The sequence below is a fragment of the Halomonas sp. DP4Y7-1 genome (genome assembly GCF_019800705.1).
Classification (GTDB): domain Bacteria; phylum Pseudomonadota; class Gammaproteobacteria; order Pseudomonadales; family Halomonadaceae; genus Halomonas; species Halomonas litopenaei_A.
Map to the genome: position 1 here is coordinate 180,120 of NZ_JAHVKS010000006.1, position 18,904 is coordinate 199,023.

At 58.7% G+C, this 18,904-nt stretch carries 14 protein-coding genes and 4 tRNA genes; 9 read left to right on the plus strand and 9 right to left on the minus strand.

Annotated elements, in window-relative coordinates:
• Positions 1 to 391: 391 nt before the first annotated feature.
• The 3 genes from KUV72_RS13065 to KUV72_RS13075 form a co-directional block, all read right to left on the minus strand.
• Positions 392 to 1,201, minus strand: coding sequence for a hypothetical protein (locus KUV72_RS13065; RefSeq protein ID WP_222238706.1), 810 nt, complete (start codon positions 1,199 to 1,201; stop codon positions 392 to 394).
• Between the two features lie 43 nt (positions 1,202 to 1,244).
• The gene (locus tag KUV72_RS13070) at positions 1,245 to 1,736 is read right to left on the minus strand and encodes a hypothetical protein (protein ID WP_222238707.1); all 492 of its coding nucleotides are present in this window, start codon (positions 1,734 to 1,736) and stop codon (positions 1,245 to 1,247) included.
• Positions 1,737 to 3,415: 1,679 nt separating this feature from the next.
• Positions 3,416 to 4,144, minus strand: coding sequence for a GntR family transcriptional regulator (locus KUV72_RS13075; RefSeq protein WP_261317483.1), 729 nt, complete (start codon positions 4,142 to 4,144; stop codon positions 3,416 to 3,418).
• A 288-nt stretch (positions 4,145 to 4,432) separates the two neighbouring features.
• Between KUV72_RS13075 and KUV72_RS13080 the strand changes: the two genes are divergently transcribed.
• From KUV72_RS13080 to KUV72_RS13095, 5 genes are all read left to right on the plus strand, one after another.
• Positions 4,433 to 5,842, plus strand: coding sequence for a flagellar biosynthesis protein FlgA (locus tag KUV72_RS13080; RefSeq protein WP_222238708.1), 1,410 nt, complete (start codon positions 4,433 to 4,435; stop codon positions 5,840 to 5,842).
• A 74-nt stretch (positions 5,843 to 5,916) separates the two neighbouring features.
• Positions 5,917 to 6,885 carry a tripartite tricarboxylate transporter substrate binding protein gene (locus KUV72_RS13085; protein ID WP_222238709.1) on the plus strand — a complete coding sequence of 323 codons (969 nt, stop codon included), beginning with the start codon at positions 5,917 to 5,919 and terminating at the stop codon, positions 6,883 to 6,885.
• A gap of 137 nt (positions 6,886 to 7,022) precedes the next feature.
• Positions 7,023 to 7,571: a tripartite tricarboxylate transporter TctB family protein gene (locus KUV72_RS13090; RefSeq protein WP_222238710.1), complete on the plus strand. Its 549-nt coding sequence runs from the start codon at positions 7,023 to 7,025 to the stop codon at positions 7,569 to 7,571.
• 46 nt (positions 7,572 to 7,617) lie between these two features.
• Positions 7,618 to 8,163 (plus strand): tripartite tricarboxylate transporter permease, encoded by a 546-nt coding sequence (locus KUV72_RS19900; protein ID WP_261317484.1) that lies wholly within the window; start codon positions 7,618 to 7,620, stop codon positions 8,161 to 8,163.
• A complete protein-coding gene (locus KUV72_RS13095; protein WP_315857900.1) occupies positions 8,066 to 9,112 on the plus strand; it encodes a tripartite tricarboxylate transporter permease in 1,047 nt (348 codons plus the stop codon). Before KUV72_RS19900 ends, KUV72_RS13095 begins: the two co-directional genes overlap by 98 nt.
• A gap of 208 nt (positions 9,113 to 9,320) precedes the next feature.
• On the opposite strand, the gene KUV72_RS13100 is transcribed toward KUV72_RS13095, so the two are convergent.
• The 6 genes from KUV72_RS13100 to KUV72_RS13125 form a co-directional block, all read right to left on the minus strand.
• A complete protein-coding gene (locus KUV72_RS13100) occupies positions 9,321 to 9,626 on the minus strand; it encodes a YrhK family protein (RefSeq protein ID WP_222238711.1) in 306 nt (101 codons plus the stop codon).
• A 324-nt stretch (positions 9,627 to 9,950) separates the two neighbouring features.
• Positions 9,951 to 10,026: transfer RNA gene (locus tag KUV72_RS13105), tRNA-Asn, on the minus strand.
• Between the two features lie 139 nt (positions 10,027 to 10,165).
• Positions 10,166 to 10,241: transfer RNA gene (locus KUV72_RS13110), tRNA-Asn, on the minus strand.
• A gap of 46 nt (positions 10,242 to 10,287) precedes the next feature.
• Positions 10,288 to 10,363: transfer RNA gene (locus KUV72_RS13115), tRNA-Asn, on the minus strand.
• Positions 10,364 to 10,613: 250 nt separating this feature from the next.
• Positions 10,614 to 10,690 (minus strand) — tRNA-Met (locus KUV72_RS13120).
• A gap of 149 nt (positions 10,691 to 10,839) precedes the next feature.
• Positions 10,840 to 11,721 carry a choline ABC transporter substrate-binding protein gene (locus KUV72_RS13125; protein WP_261389692.1) on the minus strand — a complete coding sequence of 294 codons (882 nt, stop codon included), beginning with the start codon at positions 11,719 to 11,721 and terminating at the stop codon, positions 10,840 to 10,842.
• A 277-nt stretch (positions 11,722 to 11,998) separates the two neighbouring features.
• On the opposite strand from KUV72_RS13125, the gene betI reads away from it, so the two are divergent.
• The 4 genes from betI (at position 11,999) to KUV72_RS13145 (ending at position 18,829) form a co-directional block, all read left to right on the plus strand.
• On the plus strand, positions 11,999 to 12,595 hold the full coding sequence (betI, locus tag KUV72_RS13130) for a transcriptional regulator BetI (protein ID WP_206943477.1): 597 nt from the start codon (positions 11,999 to 12,001) through the stop codon (positions 12,593 to 12,595).
• 171 nt (positions 12,596 to 12,766) lie between these two features.
• A complete protein-coding gene (gene betB, locus KUV72_RS13135; protein WP_206943479.1) occupies positions 12,767 to 14,236 on the plus strand; it encodes a betaine-aldehyde dehydrogenase in 1,470 nt (489 codons plus the stop codon).
• 157 nt (positions 14,237 to 14,393) lie between these two features.
• Entirely contained in the window at positions 14,394 to 16,151 is a 1,758-nt protein-coding gene (gene betA / locus KUV72_RS13140; RefSeq protein ID WP_261317485.1) for a choline dehydrogenase, read from the plus strand.
• A gap of 227 nt (positions 16,152 to 16,378) precedes the next feature.
• Entirely contained in the window at positions 16,379 to 18,829 is a 2,451-nt protein-coding gene (locus KUV72_RS13145) for an acyl-CoA dehydrogenase (protein ID WP_222238713.1), read from the plus strand.
• Positions 18,830 to 18,904: the final 75 nt, after the last annotated feature.

The following is an 18,904-nucleotide window of genomic DNA, read 5'->3' on the forward strand; positions in this document are numbered from 1 at the left end:
AAAATCTCAAGCTTAATGCCTCCATCCAATCTATGTATTAACTCTGCGGATATACATAACGCCCGCCAGCAGGCGTGCGGTTTTTTTGCATCGCCTGCCTTGCCTTGTTAGGTGTGTGGGTTCTGCTATTAACAGTTAATGGCAATGAACCGTTCCGACGCTATTATCCATATGGCAACACTGCCCGGGTGAAGAACTTTTCCGGCACCCGCCCCCGTGGGCTAGAGCGGTGCCGCTAACCAAAGTAAGAACGATTGCGATAATAAGAACTTTCATATCTCCCCCTGCTTCTGATTGGATTTATTCTCGGGACCTGAAACTACACACATAACGTCCGCATTTTAGGCTGGTTTGGATCGCAGCGGAATACCAGTCCGACGACATGCGCTTGCTAGGCATTGATAACCTTGCTGCGAGGGAGGAATCTAAGCTCAATATCCACAGGACAACGATCAACCTTTTTCTTCAACATTCTTTTGACTCGCTCAATCTCTTCTTCCTCAAAGTAATACACGACAGCGAGAATAAGTTTGAATTTTGATTCAAAGTATCGGTCGGCAATTACCGCTTGATATAAAATTCGGTCCAGCACCATCATTAGAGTATGTGGTGACCGGAATGCTTTTACTTCTAAGAAGGTAAACTTACCGGATGGAGCTTGCAAAAATGCATCAAATTTTGCTTCGGTTTCACCAATACCAATATTTATTTCAGCATCTACCTTTAACTCGGAAGCAATGTGATTAATGACCGACCTTTCAATAATTTTCAATTCCTCACGGAATTCCCGATGGGATTTTTGACGCTCTTCAAGCTCGGCATCTGCGCTAGCTATAGGAGCTCTTTGCGGCTTTAGTTCTTCGCTTTCTTCATCTACGCAAAGGGATTCAGTAACTTCTTTTTCTAGCTTCTCTTCCTGCTCCTCTGGTGTGAGTGTTCTTAAAAAGGACTTATCATCCTGAAAATCCCCTGGAGCGTACAATTTTCCATGATGGTTTATTACCAACTTGTAGAATGTAATTAATACAAGAACTGGAAATACAACTATAAATATTATTAGCGGCCATCTTTCGGCGACTGTCAGGCTTTCAGCAGCTGAGTCGAGCAGTAAACTTGCAAAGCCATAAATCAAAGAAATGAATAACGCAATGATCCCCAATGGATTCCTTGCGAAATCTTTTGCTCCTTTTAAAAACTTCATATTTGATTCCTAGTGATGCCTAACGCCCAAAACAGCGGAGCATTTATGCGTCCGCCTGCTTTTGCTTGTTAGACTCTTCGTTAGCAAGCTGCATACGGACATACGAGTTGCCAATAAGGGCGCCAGTAAGAAAATAAAATGCTTTACGAACCATATTATTGTATGTTGACTTTCTATTCATCGTTTTTGGCGTATATCGTAGCACGGCACAAGCCCATGCCTTCAAGTCTTTGTGATAATCTTGAAAATCAAGCTGGTGTGCAAGCTTGTTTCGAATTCTATTGATTTCCTTTAGATGCTTAACTGAATCAACTAACTCCATCGGGTCGCCGTCCTCAAGTGCCACCAGCAGATCGACTTTTTTATTGAACATCAGCCCTAAGCTTTGAAGTTTCCCTTTTTCCTTAATATGCAAAGAAAGCTGCTCATTTAAGGCCTGCTCCAAAATCAAATGCCCTTTCAGCAGTATCAGCTCGATATCGTTTCCCTTTTTCAAGTGAATATCTAAGGAGTCTAGTATTTCTTCAGGAGTCATAGTCTAATCTAACGCCTCGCATCCGCCGTGACCTGCGTAGCAGACGTCGGTTGCATGCGCTTGTTATGTGACTTCAACCTCTTATTCTCCATCTGTAATTTTACTTTCACTGATGTCTGATGTTGTGCCGTCCCCAGTGGCAATGTTTACATTAACCGATAACAAAGTCATATTCACAATTCGCATATCCATAAATTATATGTGAACACTCTGGGCATAAATCTTTCATTTTCGATGCTTCAGCTAAATAGCTACTGCCGCATTCATCACATTTTCCATCTGAAGAAGCACTCACAACCTAGTCGAGCTCCTATACTTGCATCCAACGATTACAGTTCTGAGTTGTTTTCCGAGCACATCTCTAAAGTCACATAACGCCTCAATAACCGGCGCGGCTTTGCTGCGTCCGGCGCCGTAGGCGCGAAGTTGATTGACTTGTTATGTGTTGCAGCTTACGCACCTTTACTTAACCCCAGATATGCGATGTATAGACTAAGTAGTGATGCACCGAAACCCCACAGCCATTTCCAGTGAGCCAAGTAAAACTCAACGACTGAATGAGCAATATCCGAGGTCCAGTGCCTATCGGTATAAATTCCAATAATCTGCGGGTCATCGTACGTTTTCATCTCTCCGTCGTACCAGTCTGTTATCTTCTTTAACATGACACTCCTCTACGTCTTGGACACATAACATTTTTATTCATAGGCATGCTCACTTCGCTTCCGCATGAGCACACCTAAATTGCAGCCTATATCTTTGAATTCTTACGTAACTTCTCCACTTTACGTCTGAGCAATCCGGAATAAAATGTGCATGCTCATCTTCAAAGCGCGCTCGCCCAAAATCGCTCTTTAGCGATTACAAAGCAATTGGTTGGCCGTAAATTTAAAGCGCATGTGCGCAACAACCCCGGGCACTAATGCATCATGTCGAGCATGCCTTTAAATCCTGTGCGTTTTTTTGTATACACGAATGAATACTGCACCCAGAGAAACGGCGCAGGCATGTCGAGAAGATCCCCATCACCTGCGCACTACCAAACAGCCACGCTACCGCCACAGCGGCCACGGGAAATGACCACCCAGTGCGACGAAGGCCGCTGTGCGATCAGGAGAAGGGGGAGTCAGTGCGGGCAACCGGGTACGCAGCATCCCGCCAATTAGATGGCGTCGTGCTGCATGTAACGTCAGATTAGCGTTGGCTGGTCATCCCTTGGCCATAGTCGGCTTTCCTATCCCTACGCATGATCGTTTTGTCGTGCTCTAACCGGCACTTTCATGGCTTGGTATATGCCAATAAGAGCAGAATAGACAAAATATGCGTGGAATGGGAAAGAATTTACGAGTTTTTTAGTTTAGGGCTTACAAGCTGTTGAAATTCAGAAATAACGCAGCTAGACGCTTCTTTGTATTCGTAGCGGAAGATGGAGATGAGAGTGGATAAAATACGGTTGAACTGAGACGCCCAACGCTAGCAAGTAGTCACTTACTCTACTGCATTGCGCTCTTTGACTGACATCTTGCCTGGCGTGGCACCTCTGGCTTTTATCCGGACATACGGACGCATCGACCTCGTCTGCAGAAATCGCTCTGAATTCAGCGCATCAACTTGCCGGGGGGCAATTGGCTCCGCCCTTTCGCATACAGACAGACGCCATGGGTCTTGCCAGTGCGTTATTACGCCCTGCCGGCTTGAGGGTTCGCGTCGCCTTCCACCACATTGGTTTCGCCCTCCTCCTCCGCTGCGGGGTTGGCGTACTTCATCCACGTCTTGCCCAAGTGATTGCGTAGTTCATTACCCACCTGCGTAGGATCACGGGCTTCCAGGGCGGCCATGATCGCTTCGTGTTCTTCCATGGCCACCGACCACTTTTCGTTCTTCAGGTTGGAGAGGTAACGCACGCGATAGAGCTGTCGGCTCAGGGTGGCGTGGATCTCGATCAGTGAGTTGTTGCCGGAAAGCGCGACGATGCGGTTATGAATCGCCTGGTTTAAACGAAAATAGTTCTGCCGGTCGCGACGCAGGAAGGCGGCCTTCATCTCGAAGTGAAGGGCCTGCAGTTCGGCGATGTCATCGTCGGTGGCATTGGCACAGCAGAGCTCTGCGGCGGACTGCTCCAGCACGCTCAGCACGTAGGCCTTTTCCTGTACGTCCTGGGGGCTGACGTCGGCGACCACGGCGCCTCGCCGCGGGGAAATGACGACCAGGCCCTCGGCCGCGAGGATCTTGAAGGCCTCGCGCATTGGGGTACGTGAGACGTCCAGCTCTTCGGCCAGCTTGCGCTCTGGCAGCCGTTGCCCGGGCTGAAAATGGTCCATCACGATGTGCTCGCGAAGGTAGTTCGCCACCTTCTCTACCAGCCCTTCCCGTGGGTCCATTGCCGCTTCATCCATCGTCGTCGCCATCATGATCCTGAGGTGCGATAAGAATGGCATACCAAAAATTCTCAATCAAACTTGGGCGCGTTATGACGCAAACTTTTAATCGCATATTTTTCATGTGCTTATACCTAAATACACAGGAATTACTACCAAGGTCTAGGTGCCCAAGGTTTGACCTTAAAAATGGTATACCACTAAATTTCACAGCATCCATGAACCACTCGCCCCACCCAGCCCGCCGCCTGAAGCGAGCATGGCTGCCCCTCAACAGCGGGGCGAAATGGGCCAGCCAGCACGGAGATGCCTCACTACATGAACTACTTACACCACTTTGATACCGCCGCTACCGTCGAAGCCTGCGTGGCAGGTGCCGGCGACTTTGGCCGAGGCATCCTCCGTCAGGCCCAGCAGATGGCGGGCATGAATGCGCGTATCGCGGTCGACATCAACGCCGCAGTAGCAGCAGAAGCCCTTGAAAAGGCAGGAATTCCGCTTTCGCGAATCGCGGTATGCCATTCTGCCGAGGAGGCTTCGGCTGCGTGGCAGGCTGGCCACTATCTGGCGACCGGTGACCTGGAGATCGTCAAGCACCTGGATTTCGATATCCTGGTGGAAAGCACTGGTATACCAAATGCGGGTGCGGCTCACGCTGCCAGCGCACTCAAGGCAGGTAAGCATGTCGGCATTGCTACCAAGGAAACAGAATCCGTGGTCGGTCCCTACCTGACCCGCCTGGGCAATCGTCACAATCGCCTGTTCACACCACTGGACGGTGACCAGCCGAGCCTGTTGATTGGCCTGGTCAGCTGGGCGCAGACACTGGGATTCGACATCATCGCTGCCGGCAAGAGCAGTGAATACGACTTTGTCTGGGATGAGGACGACCAGGCGATCTGGTGCAACGGCACTCGCTATGACGCGCCGGACATGGCCAACCTGTGGACACTGCCAGAAGGCGATGAACGCAGCGTGGTGCGTGCACGGGGCGAACACCTCAACGCCATTCCGCAGATCTCCGCTCCGGATCTGTGCGAGATGACCAATGTGGCCAACGCCACTGGCCTGCTGCCCGATGATCCTGCCTTTCATGCCCTGGTGCTGCGCACCCACGAAGTGCCGACGCTGCTGGACCTGGAGGCCAATGGTGGCGTGCTCTCCGGCAGTGGCCGCCTGGAGGTGTTCAACTGCCTGCGCCGCCCGGACGAGCTGAGCTTTGCCGGCGGCGTGTTTGTCGTCGTTCGCTGTGAAGATGACCACGCCTGGCAGGTGCTGGAAGGCAAGGGGCATATCCTCAGTCGCAGCAAGAAGAGCGCCATGGTCTATCTGCCGCGCCACCTGCTTGGCCTCGAAGCACCGATCTCCCTGCTTGACGCCGTGCTGAAGGGTCTGCCCTCCGGCGGCGGTCAGGCGACCCGCCCGGCAGTGGACCTGGTCGCAAGGGCGACGGCTCCGCTGGAAGGCGGCCAGGCGCTGGAAATGAAGGGCCACCACCGACACATCGCAGGCCTTCAGCCAGAGGTGCACCCGGCCTCAGCCCTGGTCGCCAAGACGCCCGTGCCGTTCTACCTGCTTCCAGGCGCCACGCTGAAGCGCGATATCGCTGCAGGACAGCTGATTACCCTGGCCGATGTGACGCTTCCCGAGTCGACTCTGCTGACGCTGCGCCGTGAGCAGGATGCGATGTTCTTCTCGACTGCCGAACACATTTCGTCGCCGGCCTGACGTCGGGCCGAACCCACTGGCACTCAACGGGCTAAAGCCCACGCCTAACCACAACAATCCTTCCGGAGAACGCCATGCTTAGCCGACATCTCGTCCTTACTGCCAGCGCCTTTGGCCTGACCCTTGCTGCTGCCAGTCCCGCTGTCTTCGCAGCCGATGACGCCGCGGACTTTCCGTCCAAGCCCCTGCAATTCCTGGTTGCCGCCGGCGCCGGTGGCGGTACCGACAACTTCGCGCGCACCATCAAGCCGCTGCTCGAAGAGGCCATGGATACCCGCGTCACGGTGATCAACCTGCCATCCGCATCCGGGGCACTGGCTCACCAGCGCACCGCCAATGGTGACGCCGATGGCCACACCCTGGACTTCGCCTCGTCCACCCTGGTGACCTCGCTGGCGGCCGGCCAGAACCCCACTGGCCTCGACCAGCTGACGCCGGTGGCGCGCATGCAGTCCGACGTGATGACCCTGATCGTCGATCCGGACAAGTACGCCGATTTCGACGCCTTCATGGAGCACGCCAAGGCCAATCCCGGCGAAGTGATCATCGGCGGCACCCACGCAGCAAGCCCGGACCGCATGGCCTTCCTGTCATTCCGTGACGCCACGGGCCTGGACATCAATTTCATCCCTTATGACGAAGAAGGCAGCGTGGCGGCCAACGTCATGGGCGGCAACATCGATGGCCTGTTCGGTGAAATCAGCTCGGTCCTGAGCTACATGGAATCCGGCGAGATGATGCCGATCCTGGTCTTCGCGGAAGAGCGCCTGGGCAACTTCCCGGACATTCCCACCACGGTGGAAAACGGCTGGGACCTGACCGATGGCAACGAGCGCGGCATCTTCGTCCACGCCGACACGCCTGACGCCATCGTCGAAAAACTCGAGACCACCCTGAAGGGCGTCTACGACTCCGAGACGTACCAGGAGTACGAAGAGCGCGTCAACCTGCACTACCGTGAAGGCTGGCTGGGTAGCGACGCCTACCGCGAGAAGCTCGAGCAGAACCTGGAGCTGTACACGCGCCTGCTGGAAAACAACTGATCTGTACACCGGGTGTGCGCCGCAACGGCTCGTCAGGGCCGTGACGGCCACCCCCATGAGGGCCGGGCTATGCCCGGCTCCCACCCCGGGGCCAGAGACAGCGGTCTGCTCTGCCCCATCGTGAACCGAGCCTCACCATGCATACCAAGTTCACCGTCTTTGCAGTCCTGCTGCTGGTCCTTGCCGGCATCACGCTGGTACCGACCCTGAATTTCCCCAGCTCCGAGGACGTCTCGACCTTCATCGGCCCGCGCTTGTGGCCCTTGTCCTTGCTGCTGCTGTTGATCGTCCTGTCGGCCACTCTGCTGGTGAGCACGCGACTGACCCAGAAGAAGGAAGCCCAGCAAGGCCTCAGTCGTGAACGCGACCCAGAGTCAGCGACTGACGTGCCCAACGCCACGGCAGACGATCCACTGGTCGCGCCAACTGAGCTGAACAGCTCGGCAGCCCCTTCAGCGTCAGGCGTTATCGCGGCCTACCGCCACTGGTGGGTGATGGGGGCTACCGTGGCCTACACGCTGCTGATGCCCGTCACCGGATTCCTGCTGGCCACCGTCATGTTCACCCTGGCCTGCACGCTACTGCTCGGCGCGCGCCACTGGGCCGCCCTGCTGGCCACCGTGGTCATTGCAGCGGTGCTGATACAGGGCGTGTTCTCTACCCTGCTGGGCATACCGTTGCCATGACCCTCAGTCGATACGATCTTTTACCCGTGCTTCCCAGGAGCTGACGATGCTGGAGAGTTTTCTGAGTGGGCTAGGCGTGGTCTTCCAGCCCTTGAACCTTCTGATTCTGACCTCGGCCGTCTTCATCGGCTTTATCGGTGGCGCCCTGCCAGGCATCAGCGGTGTGATTCTGGTGGTCATCCTGCTGCCGGTCACCTATGGCATGGATCCGACCCAGGCGTTCATGCTGCTGACGGCCATCTACGGCTCTACCGTGTTCTCGGGGCTGATCACCGCCATTCTCTACCGCGCACCCGGCACCCCGGAAGCCGTGATGACAGCCTTCGACGGCTACCCCATGACCCAACAGGGGGAAGCGGGCAAGGCCCTGGGTATCGGCGTGCTCAGTTCTGCCATCGGCGGTCTGGTCGGCACCATCGCGCTGATCATCTTCACCCCCTTTGCTGGCCTCGGTGGCGCTGAAGTTCTCGTCGCCCGAGTACTTTGCCCTGGCCATTCTTGGCCTGACCGTGGTCGCCTCACTGGGCGGCAGGCTGATCCTTGGACTGATCGGGGCTACCCTCGGTCTGTTGATCGCCACCATCGGCATTGACCCTCTTACCGGCACCAGTCGCTACACCTTCAACAACCTCAACCTGGCGGAAGGGGTTGGCCTGATTCCCGTCATCGTCGGGCTTTTTGCGGTGTCCGAGGTGATGAAGCGTTCACTTTCCCGGGATGCCGAACAGCCGCTGACCAAGGTCAAGATCAAGATCTTCGACGCCCCCATCCTGAAGAAGATCGGGGTGACTCTGTCGCGCTCGTCGATTCTCGGGGTGATCATCGGCATTCTGCCCGGCATCGGCGCCAGCACCGCCGCCATGGTCAGCTACAGCGAGACGGTGCGCTGGTCCAAGCATCCGGAAAAGTTCGGCAAGGGCGCACCGGAAGGCATTGCCGCACCGGAAGCCGCCAACAACGCCGCCGCCATGGGCGCCCTGGTCCCCCTGTTTGCGCTGGGCATTCCGGGCAGCGGCACTACCGCGATCATCCTTGGCGCCTTTATCATGCATGGCCTGCAGCCGGGGCCGATGTTCATGCTGACCTCAAGCGACCTGATCTATGCCGTATTCGCCGGACTGTTCGTGGTGAACTTCATGATCCTGGCGTTCTCCAAGCCGTTCATCAAGCTGTTCACCCGCCTGCTCAACGTCCCTTACTCGGCACTCGGCCCGATCATCCTGATGTGCTGCATCGTCGGCACCTACTCGGTGCGCAATTCGATGTTCGACGTGTGGCTGATGCTGGGTTTCGGCGTCCTCGGCTTTCTTCTCGAGAAGATCAAGTTCCCGCTGGTGTCGATCATTCTCGGCCTGGTCCTCGGCCCCATCGCTGAAAGCGAATTGCGGCGCTCGCTGGCCATGTCCCAGGGGGATCTCAGCATCTTCTTTTCTCGCCCGATCAGCGCCAGCTTGATCGTGATTGCCGTACTGCTGCTAAGCACCACCATCATCATCGCCCTGCGCAAGCGGGCCAGAACCCGTGCAGCGGCGATGGGCTGAGGGGATCAAGTCGCACACTGGCGAATCTTCCCCATCCCCCCACGCAGAAACGACATCGCCCTCGCTGCCACAGGCAGCGAGGGCGATCTTGCTTCTACTGATGGGCACCGCACCCCCTGGGCCAAGACACCTCCCGCCCTACCAATCAGACCCGCCGTCAACCAGGTCCGCTGCCAACGAGCGAACAAGGCAGCGATACAAGGGCGGATCAATAGTCATGGCCTGCATCCACCGCGGCAGGCGCTTCAGGGTGCAGGCGCTGGATGTGCACCCGCCGGGCAAGGCGAATGAGCGGGCGTATCATCATCTCGATACTGCCGATCAGAAACAGCCAGGTCCCTATATAGGCAAGCGACTCGTAGAAAAATAGAATACTGCCGATGATAAACCAGGTGCCGATCAAGAGGTCGTTGACGATGCTGAGCACCTCATAGCGCTGGCGAATGATCAGCTCTTCATGACCGATGTGCAGGGTCAGAGTGGGCGTTTTCGACGACTGTTGCGAGGTTGTCATGGGGTCTTCCCTTTCGCAGTGGTTGTCCGGCGCCCCGTCGCGTTTCAGCGCTAGAGGGAGCAACCTGGTATCCAGAATAACCGTATGCAAAACAGGATAGAGGCAGTCAGTTTGGCGGAGCAAGACGAGGTAGCACCACAGGCACGCAACGCGAGCAGGACATGACAAATAGGCGGAAAATGGACGAAACGAGCGCGCGATCGTTAACGCCAGGTACCGAAAACCGACAAGGAAAGCCCAGAATTCCAAGGACAATAACGAAAGGCAAGGAAGGAAAAGAAAGGCAGCAAACTCAGGAGTGTCGCTAGATAGCGCAGAATGCACTGGCTCCCCGAACAGGACTCGAACCTGTGACCCAATGATTAACAGTCATTTGCTCTACCAACTGAGCTATCGGGGAACGACAATGTGCAGTGCTAAACAGTGCAGTGCTAAATAGCTCACTGCTAAATGATGCAGCGCTAAATGGCGTCAGGTAACGACCTTGAGCCGGGCGACAATTCTTGCAAGGTACGGAGCATCATAACGTTGCGCCAAGATGGCTCCCCGAACAGGACTCGAACCTGTGACCCAATGATTAACAGTCATTTGCTCTACCAACTGAGCTATCGGGGAATGACCTTGAATTGTCGGTGCAAGAGGCGGGATCAACCTTGAAGGTTGGCTCCCCGAACAGGACTCGAACCTGTGACCCAATGATTAACAGTCATTTGCTCTACCAACTGAGCTATCGGGGAATCGCCTTGAGCACGGGGCGTAGTATACGGATCACGCCGAGATCGTCAAGCCCACCTGAAGGTTTATTGCCGGACAGGTCGACTTAACTCGCTGATCCGCCTCACAACCTTGGATAGCGCCCCAGCCTGACGCCGACAGCATCACGGCGACATCGCTCTGACGACACCGGCTGACACCGGACGCCCTGGAACCAGACATGCTGAAACGACAGCGCCCGCTGACCAAAGTCAGCGGGCGCTGTCTAAATCCTGGTGGCTACGCCCTGACTCGAACAGGGGACCCCATCATTATGAGTGATGTGCTCTAACCAACTGAGCTACGTAGCCTTTTGGCCGTCAGGCAATAACATCGCCGTGTCGACGGGGGTGAATTATGCACACCCCCCAAGGACTTGGCAAGCCTGACCGCCAAATTTTCAGCCGCCAAATTTTCAGCGACGAAGACTCACAAGGGCTGTCGCCACCTATAAAAGGTGTCAGTCGATACCCAGCGACGCCTTGACGGCTGGCAGCGCGGGCTCGCCATCGGCGGTATTGACGCCTTCAAGCCATGCCTCCAGCAGTGCCGGATTCGCCTTCAGGTAATCCTGGGCAGCCTCCTCCGGCGCCACGCCATCGTCCATGATGGATCCCATCAACTGGTTCTCCATCTCCAGGGTAAAGCTCAGATTGTTGAGCAGTGCGCCAACGTTCGGGCAGCTCTCGCTGTAGCCGGCACGTGTGTTGGTATAGACCGTGGCGCCCCCCAGGTCAGGACCAAAGTAATCGTCTGCGCCCTCCAGATAGGCCATATCGAAATTGGTATTCATCGGGTGAGGCTCCCACCCCAGGAAGACCATCCAGGACTCATCCGGGACCCTAGCCCGCAACTCGGCCAGCATGCCTGCTTCACTGGAGTCGACCAGCGACCAGTCGCCGAGACCGAAGGCGTCGTCGTCGATCATCTGCTGGATCAACTCATTGCCGTCGTTCCCGGCCTCGATGCCATGCAGCTCGCTGTCGAACTTGTCGGCGTGCTGGGCGAGATCCGCCACCGAGGTGACGCCTGCGTCGTGCACATACTGAGGCACCGCCAGGGTGTACTTGGCGCCTTCCAGGTTGGCACCCAGGCGGTCGACGTCACCCTGCTCCACGTAAGGGTCGCTGATGGACGCCATGGAAGGCATCCAGTTACCCAGGAACACGTCGAAGTCACCGTTCTTCATACCTGAATAAGCAATCGGCACCGATACCGTATCGATGCGCGTCTCGTAGCCCATGGCCTGCAGAACCTGAGTGGTGAGCGCGGTGGTCGCTGTGATGTCGGTCCAGCCGACTTCAGCGAAACGCACCGGCTGGCAGCTGTCATCGGCGGCCATCGCCTGGGGGGCGGCAAGGCCGGCGATGGCTGCCGCCAGCACGGACAGAGCGGGAATCGTCGGGGTCGTCATCATGCACTCCTTATTCGGATTATCGGTTGCAGTATGGTGGCCTGTTCACAACGGTGCCGTTGAATCGACCAGATTTTGATTGAACGTCCAATCAATAAAAGGCATACTCTCTACATCCTAACCTCGGGGACACCTCGAGGAGCAAGTCACCGTTTCAACTCTCGAGCACCTGAAAGCTCGTGAGGCAGTGGTAGAGAGGTCTGTCATGCCCAAGGTAGGAATGGAGCCAATCCGCAGGCAACAGCTGATACAAGCCACCATGGCCGCCATCCATGAGGTCGGCCTGGCGGATGCCACCGTGATGCGTATCGCACGTCACGCGGGCGTGTCTGCTGGCATCATCAGCCACTATTTTGGCGGCAAGGACGGCCTGCTCGAAGCTACCATGCGGCAGATTCAGCACGACCTGGGCGACGCGGTCGCTGCACGTCGCAAAGCCCTCTCCGACAACAGCCCAAGAGCGCATCTGGAAGCCATCATCGATGGCAACTTTGACTCATCCCAGACCAACGCTCGCGCGGCCGGCACCTGGCTCGCCTTCTGGGCCAACTCGATGCACAAGGCCGACCTGCAGCGCCTGCAGAAGATCAACGATCGCCGGCTTTACGCCAACCTCTGCTACCAGTTCAAACGCCTGATGCCCCGTGACGAGGCACAGCGCGCCGCCAACGGCATGGCCGCCATGATCGACGGCCTGTGGCTTCGCGGCACCCTCTCGCCCGAGGGGCTGGACACCCGCCAGGCGCGTGAATTGGCGCGGGAGTACCTGCATCGTCTACTGGACCAGGCGGCCAGGACGTAGCGCATCCACTTGATCAGGCCGCCTGCCACCATCTGCAGAAAGCCTAGCCTGGATCAAGAGACGCCCCATCACCGTGCGAGGCATGCGCCTCAACGTCAGGGCACACTCGATGGCGCCGTCCGCGATCACCCCATCACCTTTATTAGCTCGCTCTCACCATAGGAGGATGTCATGGCAACGCTCGACACCCAGAAGCTCTATATCAATGGCCGTCTGACAGACGCCACCTCCAACGAGACGTTCAGCGTCACCAACCCCTACGACGGTAGCCACCTGGCAGACGTCCAGGTGGCCAGCGACGCCGACGTGGATGCCGCCGTGGCTGCCGCCCAGCAAGGCCAGAAGGTCTGGGGCGCCATGTCCGGCATGGAGCGAGGCCGCATTCTCAACCGCGCCGTGGCCCTGCTGCGTGAGCGCAACGATGAGATCGCGGAACTCGAGACCCGTAACACGGGCAAGCCCTTCAGCGAGACCTCCACGGTCGACATCGTCACCGGTGCCGACGTGCTGGAGTACTACGCAGGCCTGGCCGCCGCCATCGAAGGCAGCCAGATTCCGCTGCGCGAAGACAGCTTCGTCTACACCCGTCGCGAGCCGCTTGGCGTGATCGGTTCCATCGGCGCATGGAACTACCCGATCCAGATTGCCTGCTGGAAGTCAGCCCCTGCCCTCGCCGCCGGCAACGCGGTGGTCTTCAAGCCCAGCGAAGTCACCCCGCTGACCACCATGATCCTGGCCGAGGTGTTCACCGAAGCCGGCCTGCCGGATGGCGTCTTCAACGTCGTCCATGGCGAGGCTGAGGTGGGCCAGGCGATTACCGGCCATCCTGACATCGCCAAGGTGTCCTTCACTGGCGAGGTCGGCACCGGCAAGAAGGTCATGTCTGCCTCGGCGGCTTCCAGCCTCAAGGACGTGACCATGGAGCTGGGTGGCAAGTCACCGTTGATCGTATGTCGCGATGCGGACCTGGACCGTGCGGCCGACGCCGCCATGATGGCCAACTTCTACTCCAGCGGCCAGATCTGCACCAACGGCACGCGGGTCTTCGTCGATAACGCCATCAAGGCGGACTTCGAGGCGCGCCTGGCGACTCGTGTAGCGCGAATCAAGGCAGGCGATCCGATGGATCCGGCCGTGAACTTCGGCCCGCTGGTCAGCTTCGAGCATCAGCAGAAGGTCCTGTCGTACATCGCCCTGGGCCAGCAGGAAGGCGCTCGTGTGTTGGCCGGCGGCGAAACCTGGGATCAGGGTGACTGGGCCAAGGGTGCCTGGGCGGCGCCTACGGTGTTCACCGACTGCACCGACGATATGCGCATCGTCCGCGAAGAGATTTTCGGACCGGTCATGTCCGTGCTCGGCTTTGATAGCGAGGAAGAAGTGCTCCAGCGTGCCAACGCCACCACCTATGGCCTGGCGGCGGGCGTCTTTACCGAAAGCCTCAACCGCGCACACCGCATGATCCACCGCCTTGAAGCCGGCATCTGCTGGATCAACACCTGGGGCGAGTCGCCGGCCGAAATGCCGGTCGGCGGCTACAAGCAATCGGGTGTCGGCCGTGAAAACGGTATCGAGACACTGGCCCACTACACCCAGACCAAGTCGGTCCAGGTCGAGATGGGACCCTTCGAGTCGGTTTTCTAACCTCACCACATCCAGGGTCGGGGCCCCCACCCCGACCCCATGTGACAGGCTTGCGCGGAATCCCCTGCCCTTTCTCTTGATGGCTCGCCCTCCGGGCCATCCGACACCGCGTCGCGCCTGACCCCGACATCTCACTTATTCTCCCGGGAGGCGTTTCATGCCACAGCATCGTGAATACGACTACGTCATCATTGGCGCCGGCTCAGCCGGCAACGTTCTAGCGACTCGCCTGACAGAAGATCCTGACGTCCAGGTGCTGCTGCTCGAAGCAGGTGGCAAGGATCACCGCTTCGACTTTCGCACCCAGATGCCCGCCGCGCTGGCCTATCCGCTGCAGGGCAAGCGCTACAACTGGGCGTTTGAAACCGACCCCGAGCCGCACATGGACAATCGCCGCATGGAGTGCGGTCGCGGCAAGGGCCTGGGCGGTTCCTCGCTGATCAACGGCATGTGCTACATCCGTGGCAATGCCCTGGACTATGACGGCTGGGCCCAGCGTGCCGGGCTGGAAGACTGGCACTATGCCAACTGCCTTCCCTACTTCCGCAAGGCCGAGACCCGTGACATCGGCCCCAACGACTATCATGGTGGCGATGGCCCGGTCAGCGTGACCACACCGAAGGAAGGCAACAATCCGCTTTATCACGCCTTTATCGAGGCAGGCCAGCAGGCGGGCTACCCGGCCACTGAAGACGTCAACGGCTACCAGCAGGAAGGCTTCGGACCCATGGACCGTTTCGTCACCCCCAATGGCCGTCGCGCCTCCACCGCCAGGGGCTATCTCGATGAAGCCAAGCAGCGTCCCAACCTGACCATCGAAACCCGCGCGACCACCGATGTGATCCTGTTCGAGGGCAAGCGCGCGGTCGGGGTACGCTATCAGCGCAAGGGCCAGGACCAGCAGGTGCGCATCCGTCGCGAAGTGCTGCTGTGTGCCGGTGCCATCGCCTCGCCGCAGATCCTGCAGCGCTCCGGCATCGGACCGGCCGACCTGCTTGAGGAGCTGGGTATCGAGGCCGTTCAGGTCAATGACAACGTCGGTGCCCATCTGCAGGACCACCTGGAGATGTACATCCAGTATGAGTGCAAGAAGCCGATCTCCCTCTACCCGGCGTTGAAGTGGTACAACCAGCCAGCCATCGGCGCAGAATGGATGTTCAAGGGCACCGGCATCGGCGCCAGCAATCAGTTCGAGGCAGCCGGGTTCATTCGTACCAGCCAGGAGGAAGCCTGGCCCAACCTGCAGTACCACTTCCTGCCCATCGCGATCAGCTATAACGGCAAGAGTGCGGTACAGGCCCACGGCTTCCAGGCCCACGTCGGTTCCATGCGCTCGGAGAGCGAGGGCCGCGTGCGCTTGACCTCTCTTGATCCCAAGGCGGCGCCGTCCATCCTGTTCAACTACATGTCCACCGAGAAGGACTGGGAAGAGTTCCGCGACGCCATTCGCCTGACCCGTGAGATCATCGCCCAGCCGGCCATGGACGAGTATCGCGGTCGCGAGATTTCTCCGGGACCGGACGTCAACACCGACGAGGAACTCGACGCCTTCGTGCGCCAGCACGCCGAGACCGCCTACCATCCCTGCGGCACCTGCCGGATGGGAGATGGCGACGACTGCGTGGTAGATGGCGCAGGTCGCGTGCACGGGGTGGAACGCCTGCGCGTGGTAGACGCCTCGCTGTTCCCGGTGATTCCCACTGGCAACCTCAATGCGCCGACGATCATGCTGGCAGAGCGAATGGCCGACAAGATTCGTGGCCAGCAGACACTGCCGCCGAGCGACGCGCCCTATTACGTGGCCAACGGTGCCCCTGCCCAGGCCACCCCGCAGCGCCGGCTCGAGGACGCCCACCCCACCCAGGGTGAGCGCCGCCTTGCAGCAGGCACCGACGGCTCGACACCTACTGGCTAGCGAAGCCCGCTGCCACACGCAGCATGTCGACGTCATCCCCCTGGCCCTGTGTTCATCACAGGGCTTTTTTGTGCAGCTCAGAGACGTTTGATTCGACCATGGTGCAAGACCAGGCGTTTTCAGTGGCTGGTTGCCAGTCGATGGGCTAATCTGCAAGAATTCAAACAGGCGTTTTATTCCAATCACCGGCAACACTCTGCCTCTATCGCCAGCCAAGGAGACTCTCCATGCTTAGCCTGCTCCTGCTCGTCTTCACGGTCGTTGGCCTGATCGCCATCGCCCACCGTGAAGCAGGGTCTGCCCCCGCGACCGCTCTGCCTGCGGTACTGGGTATCGTCGGCCTACTGCTCGATGCCGAAGTCGTCGGTGTGCTGCTGTTGATCAGCGCTGCCGTGATCGCCGTGTGTGGCCTGCCCGCACTGCGCCGCCACTGGCTCTCGCCGCGCCTGTTCGCCATGTTCAAAAAGGTCGCGCCCAAGGTCTCTGACACCGAGCGCACCGCGCTGGAAGCAGGCAGTGTGGCCTGGGATGGGGAGCTGTTCTCCGGCCGCCCCGACTGGCAGCGCCTGCTCGACTTCAAGGACGATGGCCTCAGCGACGAGGAACGTGCCTTCATCGACCATCAGTGCACCGTCGCCGCCGGCATGTGCAACGCCTGGGACATTGCCCGCGAGCGCGCCGACCTGCCCCCGGAGCTGTGGGACTACCTGAAGAAGGAACGCTTCTTCGGCATGATCATTCCCAAGCAGTATGGCGGCCTCGGCTTCTCTGCCAAGGCACAGTCTGCGGTACTGCAGAAGCTGGCCGTCAATGAGACGCTGATGTCCACCGTGGGCGTGCCCAACTCCCTCGGCCCCGGCGAACTGCTGCTCAAGTACGGCACCCAGGAACAGAAAGATCATTACCTGCCGCGCCTGGCCGATGGACGCGAGATCCCCTGTTTCGGCCTGACCGGCCCCCGTGCCGGCTCCGACGCCACGTCGCTGCCGGACGTCGGCATCGTGTGCAAGAAGGAAGTCGACGGCAAGGAGGTGCTTGGCCTGCGCCTGACCTTCAACAAGCGCTGGATCACCCTGGCGCCCATCGCCACCGTGGTTGGCCTGGCCTTCCGCATGTTCGACCCGGACCACCTGCTGGGCGACAAGGAAGATCTGGGTATCACCTGTGCCCTGGTGCCACGAGACACGGACGGCATGGACATCGGTCGCCGCCACCACCCCATCGGTAGCCCCTTCATGAATGGCCCGATCCGCGGCAAGGATGTGTTTGTCCCGCTGGATACCATCATTGGTGGCCCGGACATGGCGGGTGAAGGCTGGCGCATGTTGATCGAATGTCTGTCGGTGGGTCGCTGCATCACCCTGCCCTCCGGCGCCACGGGCACGGGACGCTACGCCATTGGCTGGGCTGGCGGCTTTGCCCGCATTCGCCGCCAGTTCAACGTGCCGGTGGCCGAGATGGAAGGCATCCAGGAGCCCCTGGCACGCCTCACCGCTAAGGCCTACATCGCCCAGGCAGCGGTCTACCAGACCGCCAACACGATCGACCACGGTCATGCACCGGCCGTGCCCTCCACCATCCTCAAGAGCCAGCTGACCGAGTTCCAGCGAGACATTCTCGCCGATGCCATGGACATTCATGGCGGCAAGGCCGTCACCCTGGGCCCGCGCAACTATCTGGGCATTGGCTACAGCGCGAACCCGGTGGCCATCACGGTGGAAGGCGCCAACATCATGACCCGCAACCTGATGGTATTTGGACAGGGTGCCATCCGCTGCCATCCCTACGTGCTTGAAGAGCTGGCGGCCAAGGATGCTGACGATGCAAAGGCCTTCGATCGCGCCTTCTTCCGCCATGCCGGCCTGATCTTCGGTAACGCGGCACGCGCCTTCTCCATGGGACTTGGCCTGGGCAAGCCTGCCAACCCCTTCGATGACGTCGCTGGGCCCTACGCCAAGGAGGTCTGCCGTCTTTCCGCTGGCTTCAGCCTGTGCGCGGATGCGGCCATGGCAAGCCTGGGAGCCGAACTCAAGCAGCGAGAAATGCTGTCGGCACGACTCGGTGACGTGCTGTCCAACCTCTACCTGGTCAGCATGGTGATCAAGCAGTGGCATGAGGGCGACAAGGTCGAAGGCGAAGCCGAGCTGATGCACTACGCCTGCCGCTTCCTGCTCAACCGCGCCGAGACCGCCTTTGTCGAGGTATTCGACAACTTGCCGAACAAGGCCCTGGGCAAGACATTGAAGGTGCTGGTCATGCCGCTGGGGCGGCGCTGGGCCCGTCCTCACGACGATCTTGCCCGGGCCATTGCCAGGTCCGTTTCCACGGGCTCGGCGCTGCGCAAGAAGCTGCTTCAGGGCGCCTGGGACAGCAACGACCAGGTGCAAGACAACCCGGTGGCACGCTACAACGCCCTGCTGGAGACCCAGGACCGCGCCGAGGCGCTGTATCGCCAGATCAATCGCGCCTATGCCAAAGGCAAGTTGCCGGTGCAGGCCCTGCATCCGGAAGAGCGTCTGGAAGCCGCACTGGCCGAAGGATTGATCAACGAAGACGACGCCGATTTCATGCGCAAGCGTGAGGCCGAGGTGCTGGATATGCTCAGCGTGGATGACTTTGCCTTCGATGCCTTTGTCACCGACAAGGACAAGGTCAACCTGCACAACGCGACCGCCTGAGTCATCGGCACTGCATCACCACAACGCCCGGCACTCGCCGGGCGTTGTCGTTGTGAAGAGCATTTTCCCTGTGGC

Bases quoted from the DNA above. Each gene is read 5' to 3' on its own strand.
- betA (WP_261317485.1), top strand. From the start codon at position 14,394: ATGCCACAGCATCGTGAATACGACTACGTCATCATTGGCGCCGGCTCA.
- KUV72_RS13090 (WP_222238710.1), top strand. From the start codon at position 7,023: ATGCATACCAAGTTCACCGTCTTTGCAGTCCTGCTGCTGGTCCTTGCC.
- KUV72_RS13065 (WP_222238706.1), bottom strand. From the start codon at position 1,201: ATGAAGTTTTTAAAAGGAGCAAAAGATTTCGCAAGGAATCCATTGGGG.
- KUV72_RS13145 (WP_222238713.1), top strand. From the start codon at position 16,379: ATGCTTAGCCTGCTCCTGCTCGTCTTCACGGTCGTTGGCCTGATCGCC.
- KUV72_RS13075 (WP_261317483.1), bottom strand. From the start codon at position 4,144: ATGGCGACGACGATGGATGAAGCGGCAATGGACCCACGGGAAGGGCTG.
- KUV72_RS13085 (WP_222238709.1), top strand. From the start codon at position 5,917: ATGCTTAGCCGACATCTCGTCCTTACTGCCAGCGCCTTTGGCCTGACC.
- KUV72_RS13125 (WP_261389692.1), bottom strand. From the start codon at position 11,721: ATGGCCGCCGATGACAGCTGCCAGCCGGTGCGTTTCGCTGAAGTCGGC.
- betB (WP_206943479.1), top strand. From the start codon at position 12,767: ATGGCAACGCTCGACACCCAGAAGCTCTATATCAATGGCCGTCTGACA.
- KUV72_RS13100 (WP_222238711.1), bottom strand. From the start codon at position 9,626: ATGACAACCTCGCAACAGTCGTCGAAAACGCCCACTCTGACCCTGCAC.
- KUV72_RS19900 (WP_261317484.1), top strand. From the start codon at position 7,618: ATGCTGGAGAGTTTTCTGAGTGGGCTAGGCGTGGTCTTCCAGCCCTTG.
- betI (WP_206943477.1), top strand. From the start codon at position 11,999: ATGCCCAAGGTAGGAATGGAGCCAATCCGCAGGCAACAGCTGATACAA.
- KUV72_RS13080 (WP_222238708.1), top strand. From the start codon at position 4,433: ATGAACTACTTACACCACTTTGATACCGCCGCTACCGTCGAAGCCTGC.
- KUV72_RS13070 (WP_222238707.1), bottom strand. From the start codon at position 1,736: ATGACTCCTGAAGAAATACTAGACTCCTTAGATATTCACTTGAAAAAG.